This window comes from Stenotrophomonas sp. CFBP 13724 (assembly GCF_014841975.1).
Taxonomy (GTDB): Bacteria; Pseudomonadota; Gammaproteobacteria; order Xanthomonadales; family Xanthomonadaceae; genus Stenotrophomonas; species Stenotrophomonas lacuserhaii.
Genome location: NZ_JACYUW010000001.1, coordinates 1,747,840 through 1,769,085 on the forward strand (window position 1 = coordinate 1,747,840; position 21,246 = coordinate 1,769,085).

At 65.6% G+C, this 21,246-nt stretch carries 20 protein-coding genes and 1 pseudogene; 17 read left to right on the forward strand and 4 right to left on the reverse strand.

Going from position 1 to position 21,246, the window contains the following annotated elements; translation table 11 throughout:
* Positions 1-14 precede the first annotated feature (14 nt).
* Complete coding sequence (locus tag IFT63_RS07650) at positions 15-1,442, reverse strand: undecaprenyl-phosphate glucose phosphotransferase (protein ID WP_197974236.1); 1,428 nt, start codon at positions 1,440-1,442, stop codon at positions 15-17.
* Positions 1,443-1,805: 363 nt separating this feature from the next.
* On the opposite strand from IFT63_RS07650, the gene galE reads away from it, so the two are divergent.
* The 8 genes from galE (at position 1,806) to IFT63_RS07690 (ending at position 9,549) form a co-directional block, all read left to right on the forward strand.
* A complete protein-coding gene (galE, locus tag IFT63_RS07655) occupies positions 1,806-2,807 on the forward strand; it encodes a UDP-glucose 4-epimerase GalE (protein WP_192083729.1) in 1,002 nt (333 codons plus the stop codon).
* A gap of 286 nt (positions 2,808-3,093) precedes the next feature.
* Positions 3,094-4,626 carry an aldehyde dehydrogenase family protein gene (locus IFT63_RS07660; protein WP_192083730.1) on the forward strand — a complete coding sequence of 511 codons (1,533 nt, stop codon included), beginning with the start codon at positions 3,094-3,096 and terminating at the stop codon, positions 4,624-4,626.
* The gene (locus tag IFT63_RS07665) at positions 4,626-5,414 is read left to right on the forward strand and encodes an SDR family NAD(P)-dependent oxidoreductase (protein WP_192083731.1); all 789 of its coding nucleotides are present in this window, start codon (positions 4,626-4,628) and stop codon (positions 5,412-5,414) included. The genes IFT63_RS07660 and IFT63_RS07665 overlap by 1 nt, the downstream gene beginning before the upstream one ends.
* A 46-nt stretch (positions 5,415-5,460) precedes the next feature.
* Positions 5,461-5,745 carry a DUF4190 domain-containing protein gene (locus IFT63_RS07670; RefSeq protein ID WP_042612490.1) on the forward strand — a complete coding sequence of 95 codons (285 nt, stop codon included), beginning with the start codon at positions 5,461-5,463 and terminating at the stop codon, positions 5,743-5,745.
* Between the two features lie 7 nt (positions 5,746-5,752).
* Positions 5,753-6,523, forward strand: a complete 771-nt coding sequence (locus tag IFT63_RS07675) for a class I SAM-dependent methyltransferase (protein WP_192083732.1) — start codon at positions 5,753-5,755, stop codon at positions 6,521-6,523.
* Between the two features lie 7 nt (positions 6,524-6,530).
* Complete coding sequence (locus IFT63_RS07680; RefSeq protein WP_192083733.1) at positions 6,531-7,586, forward strand: quinone-dependent dihydroorotate dehydrogenase; 1,056 nt, start codon at positions 6,531-6,533, stop codon at positions 7,584-7,586.
* Positions 7,586-8,629 (forward strand): UDP-N-acetylmuramate dehydrogenase, encoded by a 1,044-nt coding sequence (gene murB, locus IFT63_RS07685; RefSeq protein WP_192083734.1) that lies wholly within the window; start codon positions 7,586-7,588, stop codon positions 8,627-8,629. The genes IFT63_RS07680 and murB overlap by 1 nt, the downstream gene beginning before the upstream one ends.
* Before the next feature lie 32 nt (positions 8,630-8,661).
* Positions 8,662-9,549 (forward strand): DMT family transporter, encoded by an 888-nt coding sequence (locus tag IFT63_RS07690; RefSeq protein WP_192084186.1) that lies wholly within the window; start codon positions 8,662-8,664, stop codon positions 9,547-9,549.
* A gap of 22 nt (positions 9,550-9,571) precedes the next feature.
* Here the strand turns inward: IFT63_RS07690 and IFT63_RS07695 are convergent, their stop codons facing one another.
* Positions 9,572-10,402 (reverse strand): hypothetical protein, encoded by an 831-nt coding sequence (locus IFT63_RS07695; RefSeq protein WP_192083735.1) that lies wholly within the window; start codon positions 10,400-10,402, stop codon positions 9,572-9,574.
* A 408-nt stretch (positions 10,403-10,810) separates the two neighbouring features.
* Here IFT63_RS07695 and IFT63_RS07700 point away from each other — a divergent pair, with 408 nt between their 5' ends.
* The 7 genes from IFT63_RS07700 (at position 10,811) to IFT63_RS07730 (ending at position 18,160) form a co-directional block, all read left to right on the forward strand.
* Positions 10,811-13,933: a discoidin domain-containing protein gene (locus IFT63_RS07700; protein ID WP_192084187.1), complete on the forward strand. Its 3,123-nt coding sequence runs from the start codon at positions 10,811-10,813 to the stop codon at positions 13,931-13,933.
* A 205-nt stretch (positions 13,934-14,138) separates the two neighbouring features.
* Complete coding sequence (locus tag IFT63_RS07705) at positions 14,139-15,581, forward strand: tyrosinase family protein (RefSeq protein ID WP_192083736.1); 1,443 nt, start codon at positions 14,139-14,141, stop codon at positions 15,579-15,581.
* Positions 15,582-16,082: 501 nt separating this feature from the next.
* Positions 16,083-16,499, forward strand: a complete 417-nt coding sequence (locus tag IFT63_RS07710; RefSeq protein WP_192083737.1) for a hypothetical protein — start codon at positions 16,083-16,085, stop codon at positions 16,497-16,499.
* Complete coding sequence (locus IFT63_RS07715) at positions 16,496-16,798, forward strand: transcriptional regulator (RefSeq protein ID WP_192083738.1); 303 nt, start codon at positions 16,496-16,498, stop codon at positions 16,796-16,798. Before IFT63_RS07710 ends, IFT63_RS07715 begins: the two co-directional genes overlap by 4 nt.
* Before the next feature lie 121 nt (positions 16,799-16,919).
* The gene (locus IFT63_RS07720; RefSeq protein ID WP_192083739.1) at positions 16,920-17,375 is read left to right on the forward strand and encodes an SRPBCC domain-containing protein; all 456 of its coding nucleotides are present in this window, start codon (positions 16,920-16,922) and stop codon (positions 17,373-17,375) included.
* A gap of 9 nt (positions 17,376-17,384) precedes the next feature.
* Positions 17,385-17,699 carry a metalloregulator ArsR/SmtB family transcription factor gene (locus IFT63_RS07725; protein ID WP_192083740.1) on the forward strand — a complete coding sequence of 105 codons (315 nt, stop codon included), beginning with the start codon at positions 17,385-17,387 and terminating at the stop codon, positions 17,697-17,699.
* Between the two features lie 2 nt (positions 17,700-17,701).
* A complete protein-coding gene (locus tag IFT63_RS07730; RefSeq protein WP_192083741.1) occupies positions 17,702-18,160 on the forward strand; it encodes an SRPBCC family protein in 459 nt (152 codons plus the stop codon).
* A gap of 23 nt (positions 18,161-18,183) precedes the next feature.
* Here the strand turns inward: IFT63_RS07730 and IFT63_RS07735 are convergent.
* Positions 18,184-18,591: pseudogene (locus IFT63_RS07735) on the reverse strand (DUF932 domain-containing protein); the annotation flags it as partial.
* A 711-nt stretch (positions 18,592-19,302) separates the two neighbouring features.
* On the opposite strand from IFT63_RS07735, the gene IFT63_RS07740 reads away from it, so the two are divergent.
* Positions 19,303-20,058 carry a hypothetical protein gene (locus IFT63_RS07740; RefSeq protein WP_192083742.1) on the forward strand — a complete coding sequence of 252 codons (756 nt, stop codon included), beginning with the start codon at positions 19,303-19,305 and terminating at the stop codon, positions 20,056-20,058.
* Positions 20,059-20,143: 85 nt separating this feature from the next.
* Here IFT63_RS07740 and radC read toward each other — a convergent pair whose 3' ends face one another.
* Positions 20,144-20,650, reverse strand: coding sequence for a DNA repair protein RadC (radC, locus tag IFT63_RS07745; RefSeq protein WP_192083743.1), 507 nt, complete (start codon positions 20,648-20,650; stop codon positions 20,144-20,146).
* A gap of 383 nt (positions 20,651-21,033) precedes the next feature.
* On the opposite strand from radC, the gene IFT63_RS07750 reads away from it, so the two are divergent.
* Entirely contained in the window at positions 21,034-21,228 is a 195-nt protein-coding gene (locus tag IFT63_RS07750; RefSeq protein WP_192083744.1) for a type II toxin-antitoxin system RelB/DinJ family antitoxin, read from the forward strand.
* Positions 21,229-21,246: the final 18 nt, after the last annotated feature.

Consider the following 21,246-nt stretch of genomic DNA (forward strand, 5'->3'; position numbering starts at 1 on the left):
ATCAGCAAGCTGGCCTAGTAAGCCGACTTCTGCCCCAAAACCTTGAACGCCGTCAACGCGATGATGCGCACGTCCAGCGTAGGACTCCATCGACGGATGTAGTCGATGTCGTACTGCACGCGCTTCTTCATCGAGCGCAGTTCTGGCGTTTCGCCGCGCAGCCCATGCACCTGGGCCCAGCCGGTAATGCCCGGTTTGACGTAATGACGGTGCATGTAACGCCCGATCAGCTTTTCATAATGGTTGTTGTGCTGGATGGCGTGGGGGCGCGGCCCAACCACCGACATGCTTCCGCCGAGCACGTTGAAGAACTGCGGTAGCTCGTCCAGGCTGCTGCGGCGCAGGAAGGAACCGAAGCGGGTAATGCGCGGATCGTGACGGGTCGCCTGCGTGATGGTATCCGGGGTTTCGGCATGCACGCGCATGGAGCGGAATTTCAGCATCCAGAATTCCTTTCCGCCGAGCCCATGCCGGCGCTGGCGGAACAGGACCGGGCCCGGCGAACTCAGCTTCACGCCGGCCGCCAGCACGGCGAAGACCGGGGCCAGCAACACCACCGCGATTCCAGCCACCAGCAGGTCCTCGATCCGCTTCACCAACCTGAAATGCTGGTCCGGCAAACCCTGCCGCACACCGATCATCGGCACGTTGCCGACCAGATGGACACCCGGGTTGAGCGTGCCGTAGCCACTGATGTCCGGAATGATGCGGACCGGCACCGGAAAGCGCTCGATCTTCTTCAGCATGTCCTTGATCTGCGGGCCGCTGCCCATCTGCAGCGACACCCATACCTGGTCAAACTCGCCGCGATGCAGGTCCATGTACTGCGGCAGGTCTTCAATCCCCCCCAGCAAGCGCGGAACGTCGGCGCGGCGGCGGGTTGGAATATCGCCGGGGCTGGAGAAGTAACCAATGACTTCCTTGCCCATTTCCGGTTTGCCCCGCAGCAGTCGATGCAGCTTCAGCGACGGCGCGCGCAGGCCTACGAGTAGTACGCGCTCGCGATCCAGTCCGCGTGCCCGCAGGCGATGCAACTGCACCCGCAGTCCGACGCGCGTGGTGGTCATCGCCGCCAGCCCCATCGCGTACCAGCCGACCAACCACGTTGTGGGCACCGAGTCGGTCATGTCCACCAGCACGGCATACATGGAGAAAAGACCGAAGACCGCGGTCCAGGCCAGCAGCAGGAACCATAGGTCGGCCAGCAGGCCGCGGGCACGCCACTGGCGATACATCGGCGCCACGGAGAAACACACCATCGTGCTCAGCAGGACCGCGCCGAAGACCACGCGCTGTGAAGTGGAAGGTGCCGCGAAACCGAAGCGGACAAGGTGGGAGACCACCGCTGCCCCCGGAATGACCAGTAGATCAGCGAGCCGGAGAACCAGCTCCAGTGCAGCGCGCGCCTCGACCCGGCGCGGCTGCGGATGCGCTGGCGCCAAACCCTCTACGGATCCATGTAGCACGTCGGTCTTTCCTTCTTCGGCGTCTGCCCGCACAACTTACTCCAGCGCACCGGCCTCCCCTGCCAGCACAGTTACGTTTGATGATCGCTTTGGGCGTCAATAAGTGACGTAAATGTACCAGACTTGGCGTGTACCAGATCGCAGCAGATTGGTGAACTGAGTCACATCTATCATCGAAACGACCATCTTGGCGCCAGATAATTGACACGCATCACTACAAGGTGACGCGGCACGTCACGTGCCGCCTGTTGAATCGCGTCGTTCGCGAACCGCGCCCTGCTAGCATGGGCGGCTCGCACGTGGAGGCCCTGGCGTGGCCCGCAACTTCGATAGGCAACCATGAAAAACGTCCTGATCTGCGGCGGCGCAGGCTACATCGGCAGCCATATGGCCCACTGGCTCAGCGACCACGGCCACAATCTGACCGTGCTCGACAATCTCTCGACCGGCCATGCCCAAGCCGTACGTTGGGGCGAGTTCATCCACGCAGATCTGCTCGACCCCGGCGCACTGGATCAGGCATTGAGGGGACGCCGCTTCGATGCGGTCATCCATTTCTGCGCACGTTCGCTGGTCGGCGAGTCGGTCCGACAGCCCAACGCTTACTACCGCAACAATGTCACCGGCACCATCAACCTGCTTGAGGCGATGCAGCGGCATGACGTCCAACGCATCGTGTTTTCTTCCACCGCAGCTATTTTCGGCAACCCGGTGAGCGAGGTGATCGACGAAGATCACCCCAAGGCCCCCATCAACCCATACGGCGCCAGCAAGCTGATGGCCGAGCGGATTCTTGCCGATGCTGCCACCGCCTACGGCCTGCGCTCGGTGTCGCTGCGCTACTTCAACGCCGCCGGCGCCCTGCCCGATCAGGGCATCGGCGAAGCGCACCTGTGCGAGACCCACCTGATACCGAATGTGCTGAAGGCCGCGCTGGGCGATGGGCCGGCGCTGAGAGTATTCGGCGACGATTACCCGACACCGGATGGCACCTGTGTGCGGGATTACGTGCATGTGCAGGACCTTGCCCAGGCGCATGCGCTGGCCCTCGGGTTCATGGAAGCCAATGACGGGGCGCATGCCTTCAACCTGGGCAATGGCCGAGGCTTCTCTGTGCGGGACGTCATCGCGACTGCGGCCGAGGTGTCCGGCAAGCCGGTGCCGTTCGAGGTGGCGCCGCGCCGGGACGGCGACCCGGCCAGCCTGGTGGCATCCAGCGAGAAGGCGCGGGCGCAACTGGGCTGGGCACCGCGCTGGACCGAGCTGGAGCCGATCATTGAAAGCGCGTGGCGCTGGCACCGCGATCAGCCGGACTGGTCGAAGCAAGGCCGCACCACGTAGCGCCGAGCCACGCTCGGCGAGCGCAGCGGCGGAGGGACCGCCAACGGCAACAGCGTGACGACCAACGGTCGTCACCCACCGGGCCCGGGCCCCACCAGCCCCCCGCCCCCACCAGTCCTGCGCCCCGACGGCCCCCGCCGAGCATGGCTCGGCGCTACCGTGACCCCCACCCCCACCGCAGCGCACCATGCCCTCGCCGGGCCCTCTGCTACCATCTCCGGCTCAGTGCGCCGCTGCCCGCAGGGCCCGCGGCCACCCCAATACAACGCGAAAAGAGGGAGTCTGCATGTCTGCCAAGCTGCTCAAGGCCTTGGGCCTGGATGCGATCAACGCCGGTACCTACCTGGGCAACGGCGAGTGGTCCACCGCCACCGGCGGCGAGCTGATCACCCCGGTCAACCCGACCACCGGTGAAGCCATCGCCCAGGTCCGCGCCACCACCGCCGACGAATACGAAACCGTGATCGCGCGGGCGCAGGAAGCTTTCAAGATCTGGCGCACCACCCCGGCCCCGCGCCGTGGCGAAGCAGTGCGCCTGTGCGGCGAAGCCCTGCGCGCCAACAAGGACGCGCTGGGTTCGCTGGTCGCCCTGGAAATGGGCAAGAGCAAGCCGGAAGGCGACGGCGAAGTGCAGGAAATGATCGACATCGCCGACTTCGCCGTGGGCCAGAGCCGCATGCTGTACGGCTACACCATGCATTCAGAGCGCCCGGGCCACCGGATGTACGAGCAGTACCAGCCGCTGGGCCTGGTCGGCATCATCAGCGCGTTCAACTTCCCGGTCGCGGTGTGGGCGTGGAATGCGTTCCTGGCCACCGTGTGCGGCGACATCTGCCTGTGGAAGCCGTCCAACAAGACCCCGCTGACCGCGATCGCCTCCATGCGCATCTGCAATGAAGCGCTGCGCGAAGCCGGCTTCCCGGACCTGTTCTTCCTGATCAATGATGCCGGCACCGCACTGTCGGAAAAGATGGTGGCCGACAAGCGCGTGCCGCTGATCAGCTTCACCGGTTCGACCCAGGTCGGCCGCACCGTCGCTGAGAAGGTCGCCCACCGCCTGGGCCGCTGCCTGCTGGAACTGGGCGGCAACAACGCGATCATCCTGGACGAGACCGCCGACCTGAAGCTGGCGATCCCGGGCATCGTGTTCGGTGCGGTCGGCACCGCCGGCCAGCGCTGCACCACCACCCGCCGGCTGATCGTGCACGAATCCATCCATGACGACGTGCTGGCCACGCTGGTCAAGGCGTACAAGCAGGTAGAAGGCAAGATCGGCGATCCGACCGACCCGGCCAACCTGATGGGCCCGCTCAACAGCGACGGCGCCGTGCAGCAGTTCCTGGCCTCCATCGAAAAGGCCAAGGCCAGCGGCGGCACCGTGCAGACCGGCGGTACCCGCATCGACCGCGCCGGCAACTTCGTGCTGCCGGCCATCGTGACCGGCCTGAACAACAGCGACGAAGTCGTCCAGCACGAAACCTTCGCCCCGATCCTGTACGTGATGAAGTACAGCACGCTGGACGAAGCCATCGACATGCAGAACGGCGTGCCGCAGGGCCTGTCCTCGTCGATCTTCACCACCAACCTGAAGGTGGCCGAGCGCTTCCTGTCCGCAGCCGGTTCGGACTGCGGCATCGCCAACGTCAACATCGGCACGTCCGGTGCGGAGATCGGTGGCGCTTTCGGTGGCGAGAAGGACACCGGCGGTGGTCGCGAATCCGGTTCGGATGCCTGGAAGGTCTACATGCGCCGCCAGACCAACACCATCAACTATTCGGATTCGCTGCCGCTGGCCCAGGGCATCAAGTTCGACCTGTGATGGCAGAGACCGCGCCCCTGCGCGGCGGCCGGCCGGCGATCGATTTCACCGGCCGCCGGGTATTGATTGCCGGTGGCAGCAAGGGCATCGGACGCTGCATCGCGCTGGCCTTCGCCGGCGCAGGCGCATCGGTGTCGGTCTGCGCGCGCGGCCAGCGGGGCCTGGATGACCTGGCACGCGATGCCCTGGACCAGGGCACGCCGTTGCACACCCACGCCGCCGATCTCTCCAATCTGGAGCAGATCGGTGGGTGGCTGCAGCACGCCGCCGAAGCCCTCGGCGGCATCGACGTATTGGTCAACAACGCGACCGGCTATGGCATGGCCGACGACGAAGACGGCTGGGCCGCCAGCCTGCAAGTCGACCTGATGGCAGCGGTGCGGGCCTCGCGGCTGGCCCTGCCCTGGCTGCGCGCATCCACCGATGCCTGCATCCTCAACCTCTCATCCATCGCCGCCCAGCAACCGCGTCCCGGCGCTGCGCCGTACGCGGCGGCCAAGGCCGCGCTGTCTCATTACACGACCAGCCAGGCGCTCGCGCTGGCGCCGCACCGGATCCGGGTCAACGCCATCGCGCCGGGCTCGATCGAATTCGAAGATGGCCTGTGGGATCGACGCCGCGTAGACGATCCGGACCTGTACCACGGCACTCTGGCGAAGATTCCGTTCGGCCGCTTCGGCCGGCCCGAAGAGATCGCCCATGCTGCCCTGTTCCTGTGCTCGCCGCTGGCCGGTTGGATTACCGGTCACGTGCTCAATGTCGATGGTGGGCAGGTATTGATGGGCTAATGGAGGCACAACCTCTATCATGACCGGGTCTTTAGGGAGGACCCGCATGAGCGTGCCTAACCGTCATACCAGTGGACTGGCCGTCGCCAGCCTGGTCCTGGGGATCTGCAGCTGGACCGTGCTGCCCTTCATCGCCAGCCTCGGGGCGATCATCACCGGGCATATGGCCCGTGCCGAAATCCGTCGCCGCCCGCATGAGCTGGATGGCGACGGATTGGCCATAGGCGGCCTGATCCTGGGCTGGCTGATGGTGCTGGGTGCGGTGCTGGCCATCGGCGCCTTCCTCGCCTTCTTCGGCGGCCTGGCCTGGCTGGCCCACGTTTCGTCATGAGGTGGGCATGAGCACTCCGGAATCCGCCTCGCGCTTCTCCAACCGGGTCGAAGACTACGTGCGCTTCCGCCCCGGTTACCCGCCCGCCCTGCTGCGGTGGCTGCACGACGAACAGGGCGTGCCGCGCGAGGCGCTGGTGGCCGACATCGGTGCCGGCACCGGCATTTCCAGCCAGATGCTGCTGGCCGCTGGCCATCCGCTGATCGCGGTTGAACCCAACGCGGCCATGCGCGCGGCGGCCGAACAGTGGCTGGGCACGGAATACCCCCGCTTCCGCGCCGCCGACGGCACCGCCGAGGCGACCGGCCTGGCCGATGCCAGCATCGGCTTGGTCAGTGCCGCGCAGGCCTTCCACTGGTTCGATACGGAAGCCGTGCGCCGCGAGTGGAAACGCATCCTGGCCCCGGGCGGGCGCGTGCTGGTGTTCTGGAACTCGCGGCTGCTGGATGCCTCCCCGTTCCTGCGCGGCTACGAGCAGCTGCTGCTGGAATTCGGCACCGACTACAGCGCCGTGGCCGAGCGTTACCAGACCGACGAACAGATGCGCGAGTGGTTCGCCGGCGGCCTGCAGGCCATCGGCTATTTCCCCAACGTGCAGATGCTGGACTTCGATGCCCTGAAGGGCCGCCTGCTGTCCTCTTCATACGCCCCCACCGCCGGCCAGCCGAAGCATGACGCCATGCTGGCGGCGCTGCGCACGCTGTTCGACCAGCATGCCGTCAACGGCAACGTCGCTTTTGAATACCAAACCCGTGCCTTCCTCGGCACGCTGGACTGATCTGCCCATGTACTCGCTTGCACGCCCCTTCCTGTTCTCCCTCGATGCCGAACGCGCCCACGGCCTGGGCCTGGCCGCACTGGATACGGCCTATCGCTTCGGCACCACGCCGCTGGTGGCGCCGCGCATCGCGCCGTTGCCCACGCCAGCATTCGGCTTGACCTTCCCCAACCCGGTCGGCCTGGCCGCGGGACTGGACAAGAACGGCGCGCATATCGATGCCCTGTTCGCACTGGGCTTCGGCTCGGTGGAGATCGGCACCATCACCCCGCGCCCGCAGGCGGGCAATCCGAAGCCGCGCCTGTTCCGGCTGCCGGACCACGGCGCCATCATCAACCGAATGGGCTTCAACAATGCCGGGGTCGATGCGCTGGTGCGCAATGTCGAAGCAGCGCGTGACCGCCGTGGCCTGCTCGGCATCAACATCGGCAAGAACAAAGACACCCCCAACGAGCAGGCGCTGGACGATTACCTCGCCTGCCTGGACAAGGTGTACCCGCTGGCAGACTACATCACCGTCAACATCTCTTCGCCCAATACCGCCGGCCTGCGCGAACTGCAGGAAGAAAACGCACTGCGCCAGCTGATCGCCGGCCTGCGCGAGCGCCAGGAACAACTGGCCAGCATGCACGGCAAGCGCGTGCCGATGCTGGTCAAGGTGGCGCCGGACCTCAACGAACGCGATATCGATGCCGCAGCGCGCGTGCTCGCCGAGCTGCAGGTGGACGGGGTGATCGCCACCAACACCACCATCGATCGCAGCGCCATTGCAGGCGACGCGCTGGCCAACGAAGCCGGCGGTCTGTCCGGCGCACCGCTGCTGGACCAGTCCACGCTGGTGCTGCGCCGTCTGCGCGCGCGGCTGCCGGAAAGCATGCCGCTGGTCGGCGTGGGCGGCATCAGCTCCGGTGCCGACGCAGTGGCCAAGATGGCCGCTGGTGCCGCACTGGTGCAGCTTTACAGCGGCCTGGTGTTCCGTGGCCCGTCGCTGGTGTCCGACTGCGTGGAGGCGATCCGTCGCCGCCGCGAAGCGCCCAGTCGCGGCGCGGTGGGAGGCCTGTGATGGCGAACACCGGCTGGACCCTCACCGAAAACGCCTCACTGCTGGCGCTCAACACCTTCCACGTGCAGGCGCAGGCCGCGCAGCTGCTGGAAATCCAGGACTCCGCCAACCTGCCCGATGCCCTGGCCTTGCCGGCCGTGGCCGAAGGCCCGTTGCTGGTGCTGGGCAGCGGCAGCAACGTGCTGCTGGCCGGCGACGTAGAGGGCACCGTGCTGGTGTTTGCCAACCAGGGGATCGACATCCTGGAACACCGTGCCGACTACACCGTGGTGCACGCCGCGGCCGGGGTGAACTGGCACAAGCTGGTGCTGTGGTCACTGCAGCACGGCCTGTCCGGACTGGAAAACCTAGCGCTCATTCCCGGCACCGTGGGGGCATCGCCGATACAGAACATCGGTGCCTACGGCGTGCAGGTCGGTGAGTTCATCCAGGCCGTCGAAGCCTGGGATCGCCAGGTCGGCGAATGGGTGCGGCTGGACAATGAACAGTGCGCCTTCGGCTACCGCGACAGCGTGTTCAAACAGCAGCCGGACCGTTACCTGATCACGGCCGTGGAGCTGCGCCTGCCGTTGCTGCACGAACTGCGCATGGACTACGCCGGCATCGCCGAAGAACTGCAGGCGCAGGGTGTTGAAACGCCAAGCGCGGTGGACGTGGCCAACGCGGTGATCGCGATACGCAGCCGCAAGCTGCCTGATCCGGAGGTACTGGGCAATGCAGGCAGCTTCTTCAAGAATCCGATCCTCGGCGTAGACCAGGTCGAGGTACTGCTGCAGTCCTTCCCGGAGCTGCCGGTGTATCCGGCAGAGCGCGAGGACCAGCGCAAGGTATCGGCCGCCTGGATGATCGAACACTGTGGCTGGAAAGGCTTTCGCGACGGCGATGCCGGTGTGGCACCCAGCCACGCGCTGGTGCTGGTGAACCACGGCAGCGCCAGCGGCGCCGAGCTTCTGGCACTGGCCAGGCGCATCTCCGCCTCCGTGCTGGAAACCTTCGCGGTAGCGATTGAACCGGAACCGCGGCTGATCGGCGCGCAGTGGTGACCCCCACCCTGTCAAATACCGGCGCGCCGCCGATGCGCGCGGCTTGGTTGATGCTGGGAAGTACGCTGTCATTCGGCTTCATGGCCCTTGCCATCCGCTACGCCACCGCCTACGTGCCGACCCAGGAAGTGGCCTTCTTCCGCAATGCGTTCGGCCTGGTGGCACTGCTGCCGATGCTGCTGCGCCCGGGCCGTGCCCCGCTGAAAACCCAGCAGTTGCCGCGCTATTTCCTGCGCAGCGCGATCGGCCTGGCCTCGATGCTGTGCGCCTTCTGGGCGCTGGGCCATCTGCCGATGGCGCAGGCCGTCTCCCTGTCCTACTCAACACCGCTGTTCGTCACCATCGCGGCGGTGCTGTGGCTGGGTGAGACGGTGCGCGTGCGGCGCTGGGCCGCGGTGATCATCGGCTTCATCGGCGTGCTGGTGATCGTGCGGCCGGGCACCGGCAGCTTCAGCGCCGGCAGCCTGGTGGCGGTGGCCGCGGCCGTGCTGAGCTCGGTGGTCGCCATCCAGATCAAGCAGCTCACCCGCGTGGACAGCGCCGATACGGTGGTGTTCTACACCTATGTGTTCTGGGTGCCGCTGTCGCTGATACCGGCACTGTTCGTCTGGCAGTGGCCCACCGGCATCGCGTGGGTGTGGCTGGCCTTGACCGGCGTCATGGGCACGCTGGGGCAATTGCTGTGGACCCGCGCGTTGCGACTTGGAGAAGTCTCCGCCCTGACCCCGATCAGCTTCATGCAGTTGCCGCTGGTCAGCGTGATGGCCTGGCTGCTGTTCGGCGAAGCCCTGGATCGCTGGACGGTCATCGGTGCGCTGATCATCCTCGGTTCCAACGCCTACATCGCGCACCGGGAAGCCGTACTGGCGCGGCGCGCAAAAAGCGAGGCCGCCAGCGCGGCAGCCAAACCGGGCGAATAGGCCCCCGCCGCGAGCGATGGGATCAACCTGCGCCGGCCTGCCATAACGTATCCTCCTGCAGCAGCCGGGCCCGCTCGGATTCCAACAGGCCATTCAGGCGCCGCAGCGCGTCGCGGCGTACCGCAACCGGGTGCACCGCCGCCTGCGGCCCCAGCAGCAGCTGCTGGGTCTCCACGAGGTGCCGCAGCACGCGCTGGTGGCGGTAGGCCTCGTTGCATATCCGCGATGCGGCACCGCCCGCAGGGGCTTGACCCGATACTGACGCATGCCGGGCAAGCGCATCGTGCAGCGCTTCGGCACGCGCGTGCATGGTGGCGATGTGCTGGCGGTTGCTCAGCCACATGTCGACGAACGCCTGTCCCGGGATATCCGTTGCCGTCGGCAGGCCGGCCGGCTGCGCGAGCCAGCTGCCTACCCGTTCCAGCGCGCGTCCGTCGGCGCACTCCCACGCGTGCGGTCTGCAGGAGTGGGCCGGTTCAACCCGATCCGGTTGCGGTGGCGTTGCACCGCCCGGCCCGTCCTGCGCGGCATGCACTTCCCTCAACATCCAATGCCGACCCCAGCCGGTCGCGCCCGGCGGCCATGCGTGGCCAGCCTGACGGCGCGCGGGCGCTGCCTCCAGCCGCCACTGTCGACCTGCGACATCGACGACGTCGAACCTCGCCGTCACGTCTTCACTCCCGCTGGACTGTCGCCGTACGCTCGCTGCGACGACGCCGAACGCGCGGGCCAACATCTCCGTTGCGTGGACGATCGGCACCTGGTTCATGAGGAATCCGCCATAGGACTGGTCTGAATCCGCACTATCCCAGAAGCGGGAAAACGGGATGTAGAAACAGCCCTCGGGCGACATCGTGGGTCGCTCCCGACCCGATGGACCGGCTCACCGACGAGCCATTTACGACATACACGGCTCAGGATCGTCGAGAGGTGCGGGCTATGGCCTGACTTCAACCGCACGCTGCACGACCGAGCCCGCGCAGAATGCGGTGTCGGCGGCAGCCGGGCTACCAGAAATCGCTTGCACGCACGCGTGGACATCCGGCGCAATCTGGCGCGTTCAGCCAGCGGTCCGCGCGATCGCCCGCGAGCGTTCTCTCAGCAGCCGTTCCCGCAGACCGCCTGCCACTCCCGGCCCCTTGCCTGATCCGCCCTGGGCCGGGACCGCGGCGTACCGCAGCGCGTCGTGTAAGCGCTTCCACTGCCTGTTAGCGTCTGCCCATCCCGTGGGGTTTCCTATGCGTCGAGGAGTGAAAACATGATGCTGCATGCCAGTGACAGGAAGACGATCCGAGCGGTGACGGCGGGCGTGGCACGCCTCCTGTTGCTGCCCATCCTTGCCTGGGCCGGGATCTGCAGCGCGCAGGAACTGGCGCCGCGCAGCCAATGGCAGGCCAGCAGCTCCTCGCAGCAGGTGGCGACGATGGCGATCGGCCACCTGATCGACAACGATCCGAAGACCGTCACTGGCGGCGCCTTCAGCCCAGGACACTGGTTCCAGATCGATGTGGGCCGGCCGGCACTGCTTGGCGGCGTCCGTATCACCTGGGATGTCTCCAATCCGGAGGGCTATATCCTGCAGACCTCGCTGGATGGCAAGCAGTGGGACCTGGCCTACACGATGGGCGACTCGCTGGGCGGCATCGAAACCCTGTTTTTCGCCCCGCGCCGGGCCCGCTACCTGCGCGTGGCGAGCCCTGAGCGCACCTCGGACTGGGGCGTGTCGATTCTTGAAATGGAGCCGCTGGATACCCGCGACAGCGCGCGCGTGGCGGGGCTGGGGGCCGCGTCGTCCGCCGCACTCTGGCAGGGCGGCAGCGCGGTGACGATTCCGAGCGACGACGCCCACGGCAAGCATGTGCTGGCCATCGGTCTGCCCCGCCCATTGGCCACCGCCGGCCTGGTGGTGGACTGGGCCGACAGCGCGCACGGCGCTGCGCAGCTGGAGGTGCAGGACGCAGACGGCAAGTGGACCTTGGTGGCACGCGACCCGCAGGCGGGCAGCCGACAGCAGAGCTGGCTGGCTGGCAACGCCGCGGTGGATGCGCACAGCCTGCGACTGCGGGTGGAGGGCAGCGCGCCGTCGGTCCAGCGTATCCGCCTGCTCGGACCGGCTGCGGTGATGACCCCGATGAAGCGTTACCAGGTCGCCGCCAGCGGCGCCCAGCGTGCGCTGGCCCCGGCCTCGCTGCTGCTGCAGCAGACCTACTGGACCGCGGTGGGTGTGCACGCAGGCGTGCAGAAATCAATCTTCGACGAGTACGGCAACATCGAGGCTTTCAAGGGGGCTCCGCTGGTGCAACCAATCTGGCGCGCTGACGGCGGCGACGCCACGGGGGCCACGGGGCAACCGGTACGCCACGCACTGCGCGATGGCTGGAAGCCGATGCCCTCGGCGTCCTGGCTGCCGCAGCCGGGACTGGAACTGCACAGCGAAGCGTTTGCCATTGAACTCGGCGGGCAGCCGGTGACGCTGGTGCGTCATCGCCTGCACAACACCGGCACCACCGCGATCAACGGCACGCTGACACTTGCCGTGCGCCCGATGCAGATGAACCCGCCGTGGCAGAGCGGCGGCCTGTCGCCCATACGCGAGATCGCCGTGGAAGGACGGACAGTGAGCGTGAATGGCCGCCGCCTGCTGCAATCGCTCACCGCAGTGGACGAAGCCGGCGCGGCACCGTTCGGCGCGGATGGGAGCAGCGAAATCAGTGCGGCCATTGCCGGCGGCCAGCTGCCCCACGCGCAGAGCGCGCAGGATGCCGACGGCCTTGCCGCAGCTGCCCTCGCCTACCGCGTTGCGTTGCAGCCCGGCGCATCCCGCTCCGTCGTGGTCGCCTTCCCGCTGGGCACCGCGCCAGCGGCCGCCGATGGCAGCCTGCCGCAGGCGCCGCCGCTGCCGTTCGCCGATGCCTCCAAGGAGCCCGACGCACGCTTCGATGGACTGGCCGCACGCGCATCCGCTGACTGGCAGGCGCGGCTCGGCCAGGTCGGCCTGCGGCTGCCGGACAATTCGCTGGTGGACATGCTGCGCGCGCAGGCCGCCTACATGCTGATCAACCAGACCGGCCCGGCGATGCAGCCCGGCCCGCGCAACTACAACCGCTCGTTCATCCGCGATGGCATGGCCACCTCGGCGGTGTTGCTGCGCATGGGCGAAGCCTCGGTGGCACGCGATTACCTGGCCTGGTACAGCTCGCATGGCGTGCATGCCAACGGCCTGGTCTCGCCGATCCTCAACAACGACGGCAGCGTCAACACCGGCTTCGGCTCGGATATCGAATACGACAGCCAGGGCCAGTACATCAGCCTGGTCGCCGACGTGGCACGACTGGATGGCGGCCCCGAATCAGTGCGTGCCTACCTGCCCAAGGTAAAGGCCGCGATGCGTTTCCTGCAGGAACTGCGCGAGCGCACGCTGGTGCCGGGCTACATGGCCGGCCACCCTGCGCCGGAGCGTTTTGCCGGCATCCTGGCTCCGTCGATCAGCCACGAAGGCTATCCCGCGCCCACCCACAGCTACTGGGATGACTACTGGGGCATCAAGGGCTGGCACGACGGTGCGTGGCTGGCCGAGTCACTGGGTGAGCCGGAAACCGCCGCCTGGGCGCGCGAACAGGGCCGCCTGCTGCATGACGCGGTGGCCGCCTCGATCCGCGCCACGATGGCGTGGAAAGGCATCGACTTCATTCCGTCTTCGGCCGACCTGGGCGATGGTGATCCGACCGGTGTTTCGATCGCGCTGGACTCCACCGGCGCGCAGGACGTGCTGCCCGATGCCGCGCTGCGTACGACCTTCGCGCGATACCTGGAGGATGTGCGCAAACGCGCGCAGCCCGGCGCGCTGTATGCCTACACGCCGTACGAAATCCGCAACGTGCTGAGCTATGTGCACCTCGGCCAGCCCGAGGCGGCCAACGAACTGCTGATCGGCCTGCTGCACGACCGACGTCCGCTGGAATGGCAGGTATTGGCCGAAGTGGTGCACTCGCGGTTGCGCTTTCCGCGCTATCTGGGCGACATGCCGCACACGTGGATCGGTGCGGAATATGGCCGCACCCTGTTCGGGATGCTGATGCGCGAGGACGACGATGCGCTGTCGCTGCTGCCCGGCACCCCGGCGTCGTGGCTTGCCGGTGATGGCCTGTCGGTGGAACGCCTGCCCACTGCCCATGGCACGTTGAAGCTGGACGCGCGGCAGCGCGACGGCGTGCTGGTGGTGACGCTGGGCGAAGGGCTGCATGCAGGAAGCGCCGTGCGGGTGTGGTGGCCCAGCCGCACGCGGCCGCGCGAGGTACACGTGGACGGACGCCGCGTGGATGCATTCGATGCCGATGGCGTGTTGCTGCCACGCGCGTTCAAGCACCTGGAAGCGCGCTGGTAGACCACTGGCCGTGGAGCCACCGACGTTAACGAGCCTGCGGCTTGTCGCCGCCGGGCAGCGATTGCAGCTGCGCGCTGCCTCCATGCGCGGCTGTGCATGGTCCGACGCAAATCCCGGCTTGATGCCACCGGTGCCGTAATCTTGAATCGACCTTGCAGGGCCATCACGGCCCTTCCAAGGAGATAACGTGCTCAACCGAAGATCGATGATGGTGGGAACCGCTTCCGCGCTGGCCCTGGCAAGCGGACTGGCAGGCTCGAAAGGTGCCTCGGCACAGCAGCCCCTCAGGGTGCGCCGCAATATCGCAAACATGTCCCTGGACGATCCTGATCTTGTTGCGCTCAGGTCGTTTGTCGACGAGATGCGCGGCCGCAACCAGTCCAATGCGATCAGCTGGATCAAGTTCGCGGACATTCATGGCGGCTCATACAACTTCAACCACTGCCAGCACGGCAACTGGTACTTCCTGCCCTGGCACCGGGCGTATCTGGACATGTACGAGAAAGCCGTCATCGAGATGACCGGACACACGCGGTTCGCCATGCCCTACTGGGACTGGTCGACCCAGCGGGCGTACCCGCCTGCATTTACCGACCCGCTCTACAAGGGCAAGCCCAACGCCCTCTTTTCGCCCCTTGCTGGCGATGATATGCGCCAGGTGAGGAAGCCGGTTCCCAACCTGCCGGCCGCCGAAACAGGGCAGGAAAAACTACGCGGCCTGCTCAACGCCACCATCCTGGAGAACTTCGGCGGGGGCCGCCCGTTCGATGAAAGCGTCAGCCCACCGCGGGTCCAGAACAACGTAACGCCTGTATGGCTGGGCCGGCGCGGCGCCATTTCAGAGCTGGAATCGGGTCCGCACAATTACGTCCACGATGAGGTGAACGGCTACATGGGTTTCCCCGCCGCCGCGCGTGACCCGCTGTTCTTCCTGCATCATGCCAACGTGGACCGGATCTGGGAGAACTGGATCCTGCAGGGGCATGTCAACACCACCGACCCGCTCTGGCTGGACATGGTGTTTCCCAATCATTTCCTGCGCCTGGATGGCCAGCGCTATAGCGTCCGGGTTGACAAGGTGCTGCGCCCTGCGGACCTGGGCTACAAGTACGATGACAGCCGGGTTGCTGCCCGCGCCACGCGCAGCCAGGCGCAGGCCAATGCGGATGAGACCCGCTTCAAGGCCCTGTTCAATCCCGCCGCGACCACCGCCATCCCCCGGGCACGTACCGGGAACATCGGCGCTGCGACACCGTCCGCGCCGTTGAGCACTGCGCTCAGCGTCCCTTCGGCGTCAGGTCCCAGCGGCAATCGTGTCTTCGCCGTCCTGCGAGGCACCGAGGTCGGCAGCAACCTGCAGTCCGTGCGCGTCTTCATCAACCTGCCAACTGCCGGGCCGCGCACGCCGACCACCGACCCGCACTACGTCACCTCGATCAACTTCTTCGGCAACAAGGCCCACCAGGGCATGGACAATCACGGGCATTGCTATTCCGTCGAGTTGACCAGCGCATTGAGGAAACTTGGACAGAATGGTCTGCCAAGGCCAGGATCACTGACGCTGCAACTGGTGCCTATGCAGAGGACGGGTAGCCCCGCCACCGACCTCGCCTTCGTGCCCGAAATGATCGACTTGGGCGTGGTGTAGCCACTGCCTGGCGAAAGCGTGACGACCTGCTCTGGTAGTGACGACCGCTGGTCGTCACGAGCCCCCAGCCGCGGTGGGTAAGGACCCGCCGTGGTGGGTGACGACGCGCCCTGGTGGGTGACGACGCGCCCTGGTGGGTGACGACCGTTGGTCGTCACGCTTCTCCGCCCACCCACCGGCCATCCACACCGACGGACCTTCGCCACTTCGCAACTATTCTCATGGACGCCTCCCCCACCCCATCGCAAGCTGGCCGTGCTGAAGCCGAAGAGCGACAGCCGGGATTGGCATCCTGTTTGATTAGTTGAGCGTATTGGCTCTGTTTTGCCCATTGGGCACGGCGGAGAATGCACAGCATTGCCCATCGGTTTCATGGTGGGCGATGCGTGGGGATCCCAATCCGCCGGCGTTTTTTGCTCAGCTAGTCACCGGTATGCCAACCCGCATCGCCCGCCACCTCGCGCCCGCGCAGGTGGCCACACGCCATGCGAAGGACGACCGATGGATACCGACTATCCCCTCAGCGCCAAGCGCCTGTACGCCCTCATCGGCGAGAAGATCAGTGAGTTCCCGCCCTACTTCATCGAACGGCTGGAACAGAAGCTCGAAGAGTCCGAGCAGTCCCGGACGCGCAGCGCGGAGGTGGTGCACCTGCGCCTGGTACCCCCTGTCAGGAAAGACGCGCCACTGCGCTCACTTGGCGACGGCGTAGAACCGTACCCGCAGCGGGATGCGACCTCGCACCTCCGCATACTGCAGGCAGTGGCGGTGGTGCTGGAGATCCTGCACGCGGTACACGCGACCCGCCCCGAGGACCATCCCGAGGCCAGAACCACCGACGATACGGTGGAGGGCCTGATCATCTGTGGACGCGAAATGATCAGATCAGTGACGGCTGGAATGGAGTCCACCCAGTGATCGGCGCAGAGCTTGGAGGGCCGATGCTGAACGGCCCGCAGGCGCGTGCCGCCCGGCTTGCCGCGTTTCTCGATGACCTGCTGGGGATGGAGGCGTGCGATGAAGCCAGCATTTCCCGCGCGCTGCTGCTTGTCGCGGAGCAGGATGGAATGGACGAGGTGGCGAAGGCGTGCGGCGTGGGCCCGGCGACACTGCGGCGGCAGTTGAACGGTGCTTTTCCGCTTTACCTGGTCACCCTGTTCCAGGTGACACAGGCGCTTGGCCTGCAACTGCGGGTGGAAGCGATACACGAAACCTGACGGTAGTGCCGGCCGCTGGCCGGCAAACCTGGGCCAACCCTGGCCCAGTTGACATGCAGGCATTTACCTGCCTATTGTGTCCGCACGGACGGCCCCTGCCGCCCATCGCGGAGGCGTTGTCATGGTGGATATCGCACACAGGGTCGGCATCAGGGCCCCCTCGGCCCAGGTTTACCAGGCCCTTGCCACGCCGGAAGGCATTGCAGCCTGGTGGGCAGAAGGCAGCGCCGGTGACCGCCACGTGGGCGGCACGGTCACCGCCCGCTTCACTACCGATGGCACGGAAATCGGCGCCATGCAGATGAAGCTGCTGCAGCTGCAGCCCAATGACCTGGTGCTGTGGGAGTTCATCGACGGCCCCGCGGAATGGATCGGCACCACCGCGCGCTTCGCCCTGCACCAGGAAGGCGACTATTGCATCGTGCTGTTCAGCCACGAAGGCTGGAAGGAACGCGTGGAGTTCATGCACCACTGCAGCACCAAGTGGGCCGTCTTCCTGATGAGCCTGAAGGCCCTGCTGGAAACCGGACACGGCCAGCCGAGCCCGCACGACGTCAAGATCGACAACTGGAACTGAAGATCGCCGATGGATGTAGACAGCGTATTCAAGGCCCTGGCCGACCCCACACGCAGGACGCTGCTGGACCTGCTGTGCGGGCGCAACGGGCAAACGCTGGGGCAGCTCTGCGAGCACCTGCAGATGGCCCGGCAATCGGTGACCCAGCACCTGGGCCTGCTGGAAGAAGCCAACCTGATCAGCACGGTCAGGCGCGGCCGCGAGAAACTGCACTTCATCAATCCGGTGCCGCTGCACGATGTCTATACGCGCTGGGTAAGCAAGTTCGAGCAGCAGCGCCTGAGCCTGCTGCATGACCTCAAACAGGAACTGGAAGGAGAATGACGATGACCGCAGAATCCACCCGTTTCATCCACGTGATCTACATCGCGACCACGCCGCAGAAAGTTTTCGAGGCCATCACCCGGCCAGAGATTGCCCGCGCTTACTGGGGTCATGAAAACGTATCGGACTGGGCGACCGGTTCGCGCTGGCAGCATGTGCGCGCCAACGAAGAGCGCAAGGTGGAACTGGTCGGCGAGGTGGTGGAAAGCACCCCGCCCTCGCGGCTGGTGATCACCTGGGCGGCCGCCTCGCAGGCAGATGACCCCAAGGCCTACAGCCGGGTGACGTTCGAGATCGTGCCGTACGAGGACATGGTCAAGCTGACGGTGACGCATGAGGATCTGCAAGCGGGCAGCGGGATGGATACCGGCATCCGCCAGGGCTGGCCGATCGTGTTGTCGAGCCTGAAATCGTTGCTGGAAACCGGCAAAGGGCTGGATGTGTTCGCCAAGCCGAGCTAAGCAGGCGCTGTGCAGCGGCGGGCATCCGCCACGGTGTCGCCGCAGACAAGGCCATTGCTGCAGACGAAGCGGAACATTCCCGCCAACATCTGATAGCTGCTCGTCCCGTCATGGGAATTCAGGAGGACGATTTCATTGGCTTCCGCGCCGTTGATCTGGCTAGCGTGGCGCAGGCGCAGCATGTGTTTCGTGTGCTCGCGCTTGCCTTCATCGCGCACACGGGTCTGCGTCACCATGAAAGGCTGAAAGCCCTCCTTGCGCAGTTCCGTCAGCACGGCGGCGGTGGGGATGTAGCGATAACGCTGGGAACGGCTCTCATGCGGAGCGTCCGCGAAGATGGTCGGGGCCACACGGCGGATCTGGTCTTCGGACAGCGGGGCATCGCTGCGCAGCGAGGGCGAACGGGAAGCGAAACGGAATGCGAGTTGCATGGCACTCTCCTGACAAAGTTGCTGTTGAAGAAACCGCACACCGGATTCCTAGATTCGAAGCCCAGCCTTTCGGCTGTTCGGTGCGGTCGGCACGAGGAACCCGGTTGGCCTCGTTGCCACCGTCTTTCCTGAGTTCATCGCCCGCGACGGTCAGGAGCGCGCGGACGGGGGCCGTCAAGGAGGCAAGCGCAGGGGGTGGGTGCGGCCCGCAGGCGCAGCCGAGGACACGGCCCTGCGCGCCTTGACGGCACACGGCCACGGGCTACAGTCGCGGACAAGGTGATGAGCGAGGGAAGACGGCTGGACAGGCAACGGCCTTCCCTTTGCGCCGATCGCACGCAAGCGAAGCGCGCAGGCCCGGATCAGGCATCCGGGCCGAAGGCGTCAGCCGAGCGGAGCAAGGGAACGATGGAAGCCCGAATGGGGCGAGACTCGCGTCGCGAGGCTCGATGCGCAGCACGACAGCGCGCCCGGCCGTACCTCCCTGGCCGGGGACGCTCGAATCGAAGCGTCAGTAGTCCAGTTCGCCTACGATCACGTAAAGTCGAAGATGACAGGCGTGCAACAGTGAAAGCTCGAGCATCCAAGACGCATAAATAGATGATGCAGTGACTGATTCACTCGAGGGGGATATGCATGGTTCCAAGGTTCAATACGGACATCGTTGGCAAGATCGTTCAAGCGGATTGCCGAGGCGCCTCCCAGGAAGAAATGAGGGATCTCTACATTCAACGAAATATCTTCGAAGTGGATCCGGACGCTCCCGTGTATCGAATCATGGAACTCCAATACTTCCGCGAGGATTTAAGTGAGAAATGCCTTACCTACACCAAGATCGACAAATCAAACTGGGGCGATACATCTGAGAATCCGCTGCTCGACCGGGAATTCAAGGATGACGTCACTGGTGGGACGCTAACACTCGAAGTGGTCGCCACGATCTACGGCTCCTGCTGGTCGGCCACGGCCCATGACTCACTATCAGATTGGGCTATTTTTTCTCGCCGCAATCCTTCCGTTCGCGTGCAATCGACACCAAGGAAGTTGCTGGACGCCGCGATGAGCAGGGACAACAAGTTCTACATGCTGCAACACGTCATCGGCCAAATGCAGTACGCCACGGATGCCGAGATAGAGACCTATTTCTCCGATGCGAACTGGGGTAAGCATCTCGACAGCCTGGGGCAAGGGATTGCGGCGTCCTTCCTGCGTCTAAACGATAACCTTGCGAACGAAGATGAAGTCAGGCTCCTCTACGACCACTCGAACGAAGCTTGGCCCAGGACCAATGTTCGGCTTGTGGATCGTTTCGCTAAGGCACCATTCGATTGGCGTGCTGCGGTCGATGGCGTGGTAGTTGGCCCCTTTGTACCCGATGGGGGAGAGGCAATAATCCGCAGCGAATTGCAGGGCATCGGGATCAACTGCCCGGTATCAAGCAGTCCGACCAGAGCCAGCGTCGGCTAAGGTCAAAGACGAAAAGCCCTGCTGGGCTGGCGCGAAGGCATCGGCATCGGGCGCAGCAAAAAAAGGGGGCCGAAGCCCCCGGGGGTCAGAGCAGGCCACATTCGGCGAATGAGGTCGTGATCGCCCCGCCAACGACGACGTGATCCAGTGTGCGCACATCCACCAAGGACAGCGCCTCCTTGAGGCGCTGAGTCAGATGCCTGTCGGCCTGGCTCGGCTCGGGACTCCCACTCGGATGGTTATGTGAGAAGACCACCGCTGCCGCGTTGAGCCGCAGGGCTTCCTTCACGATCTCGCGCGGGTACACCGAGGCTTGGTCGATCGTGCCGCGGAACAGTTCCACGTACTCGATCAGCCGATGCTGGCAGTCGAGGAACAGCGCCGCGAAGACCTCGTGCTCGAAGCTGGCCAGCTTGGTGCGCAGGAAGTCCTTGACCTCTGCCGGTGAAGTGAACAGCGTCCCACGCGGATTCTTCTGGTCGATGACCAAACGGGCCGCCGCCAAGATCTGGTCCGCCGACGCCAGCAGGTAGCGCCCCTGTGCGTCACGCACCAGCAGCGAGGATTCGAGAGACAGAGAAAGTTGCAACATGATCGTGCTCAGGTTGCTCAGGCGAAATTGCCTGCAACCGGCCCCAGCACGGCGCAGCGCAAGCCGTCACAGGGTCGAAGACGGCCACGGCCGCCAGCGCCAACGGCGCGCAGCCCTTGACGGCGAGAACGCCGTGATACGGTGAAGGGAACAGCAAGACGCCCTCCCCCTCCCAATGCAGGCAGGACCGGGCAAGCGGAGCGCGCAGGCCCGCCGGGGACGGAGGCGTCAGGGATCAAAGCCGGAGGCCGCGACTCGACCAGAGGCGCGGGGCACCCGCCCGCGAGCCCGACGGCGGTACGCCGGGACGGCCACCACAAGCCGCAATGACAGTGCAGCCCAAATGGAGCACAATGTAGCTACAACAAGGCTTGAGGCATGTAATGGCAAGCAGCAGTGATGTCGTTCGCGCCCGGATTGACGGGCATATCAAAGAAGAAGCCACGAACGTGTTGGCAGGCATGGGCTTGTCCGTGTCGGACGCCATCCGGGTACTGCACACGCGCATTGCAGCCGATAAGGCACTTCCTTTCGATATCAATCGCGTGCAGGCCCCACCCGATACCAAGAAGCCATGAGCTTCTGCCTAGAGAACT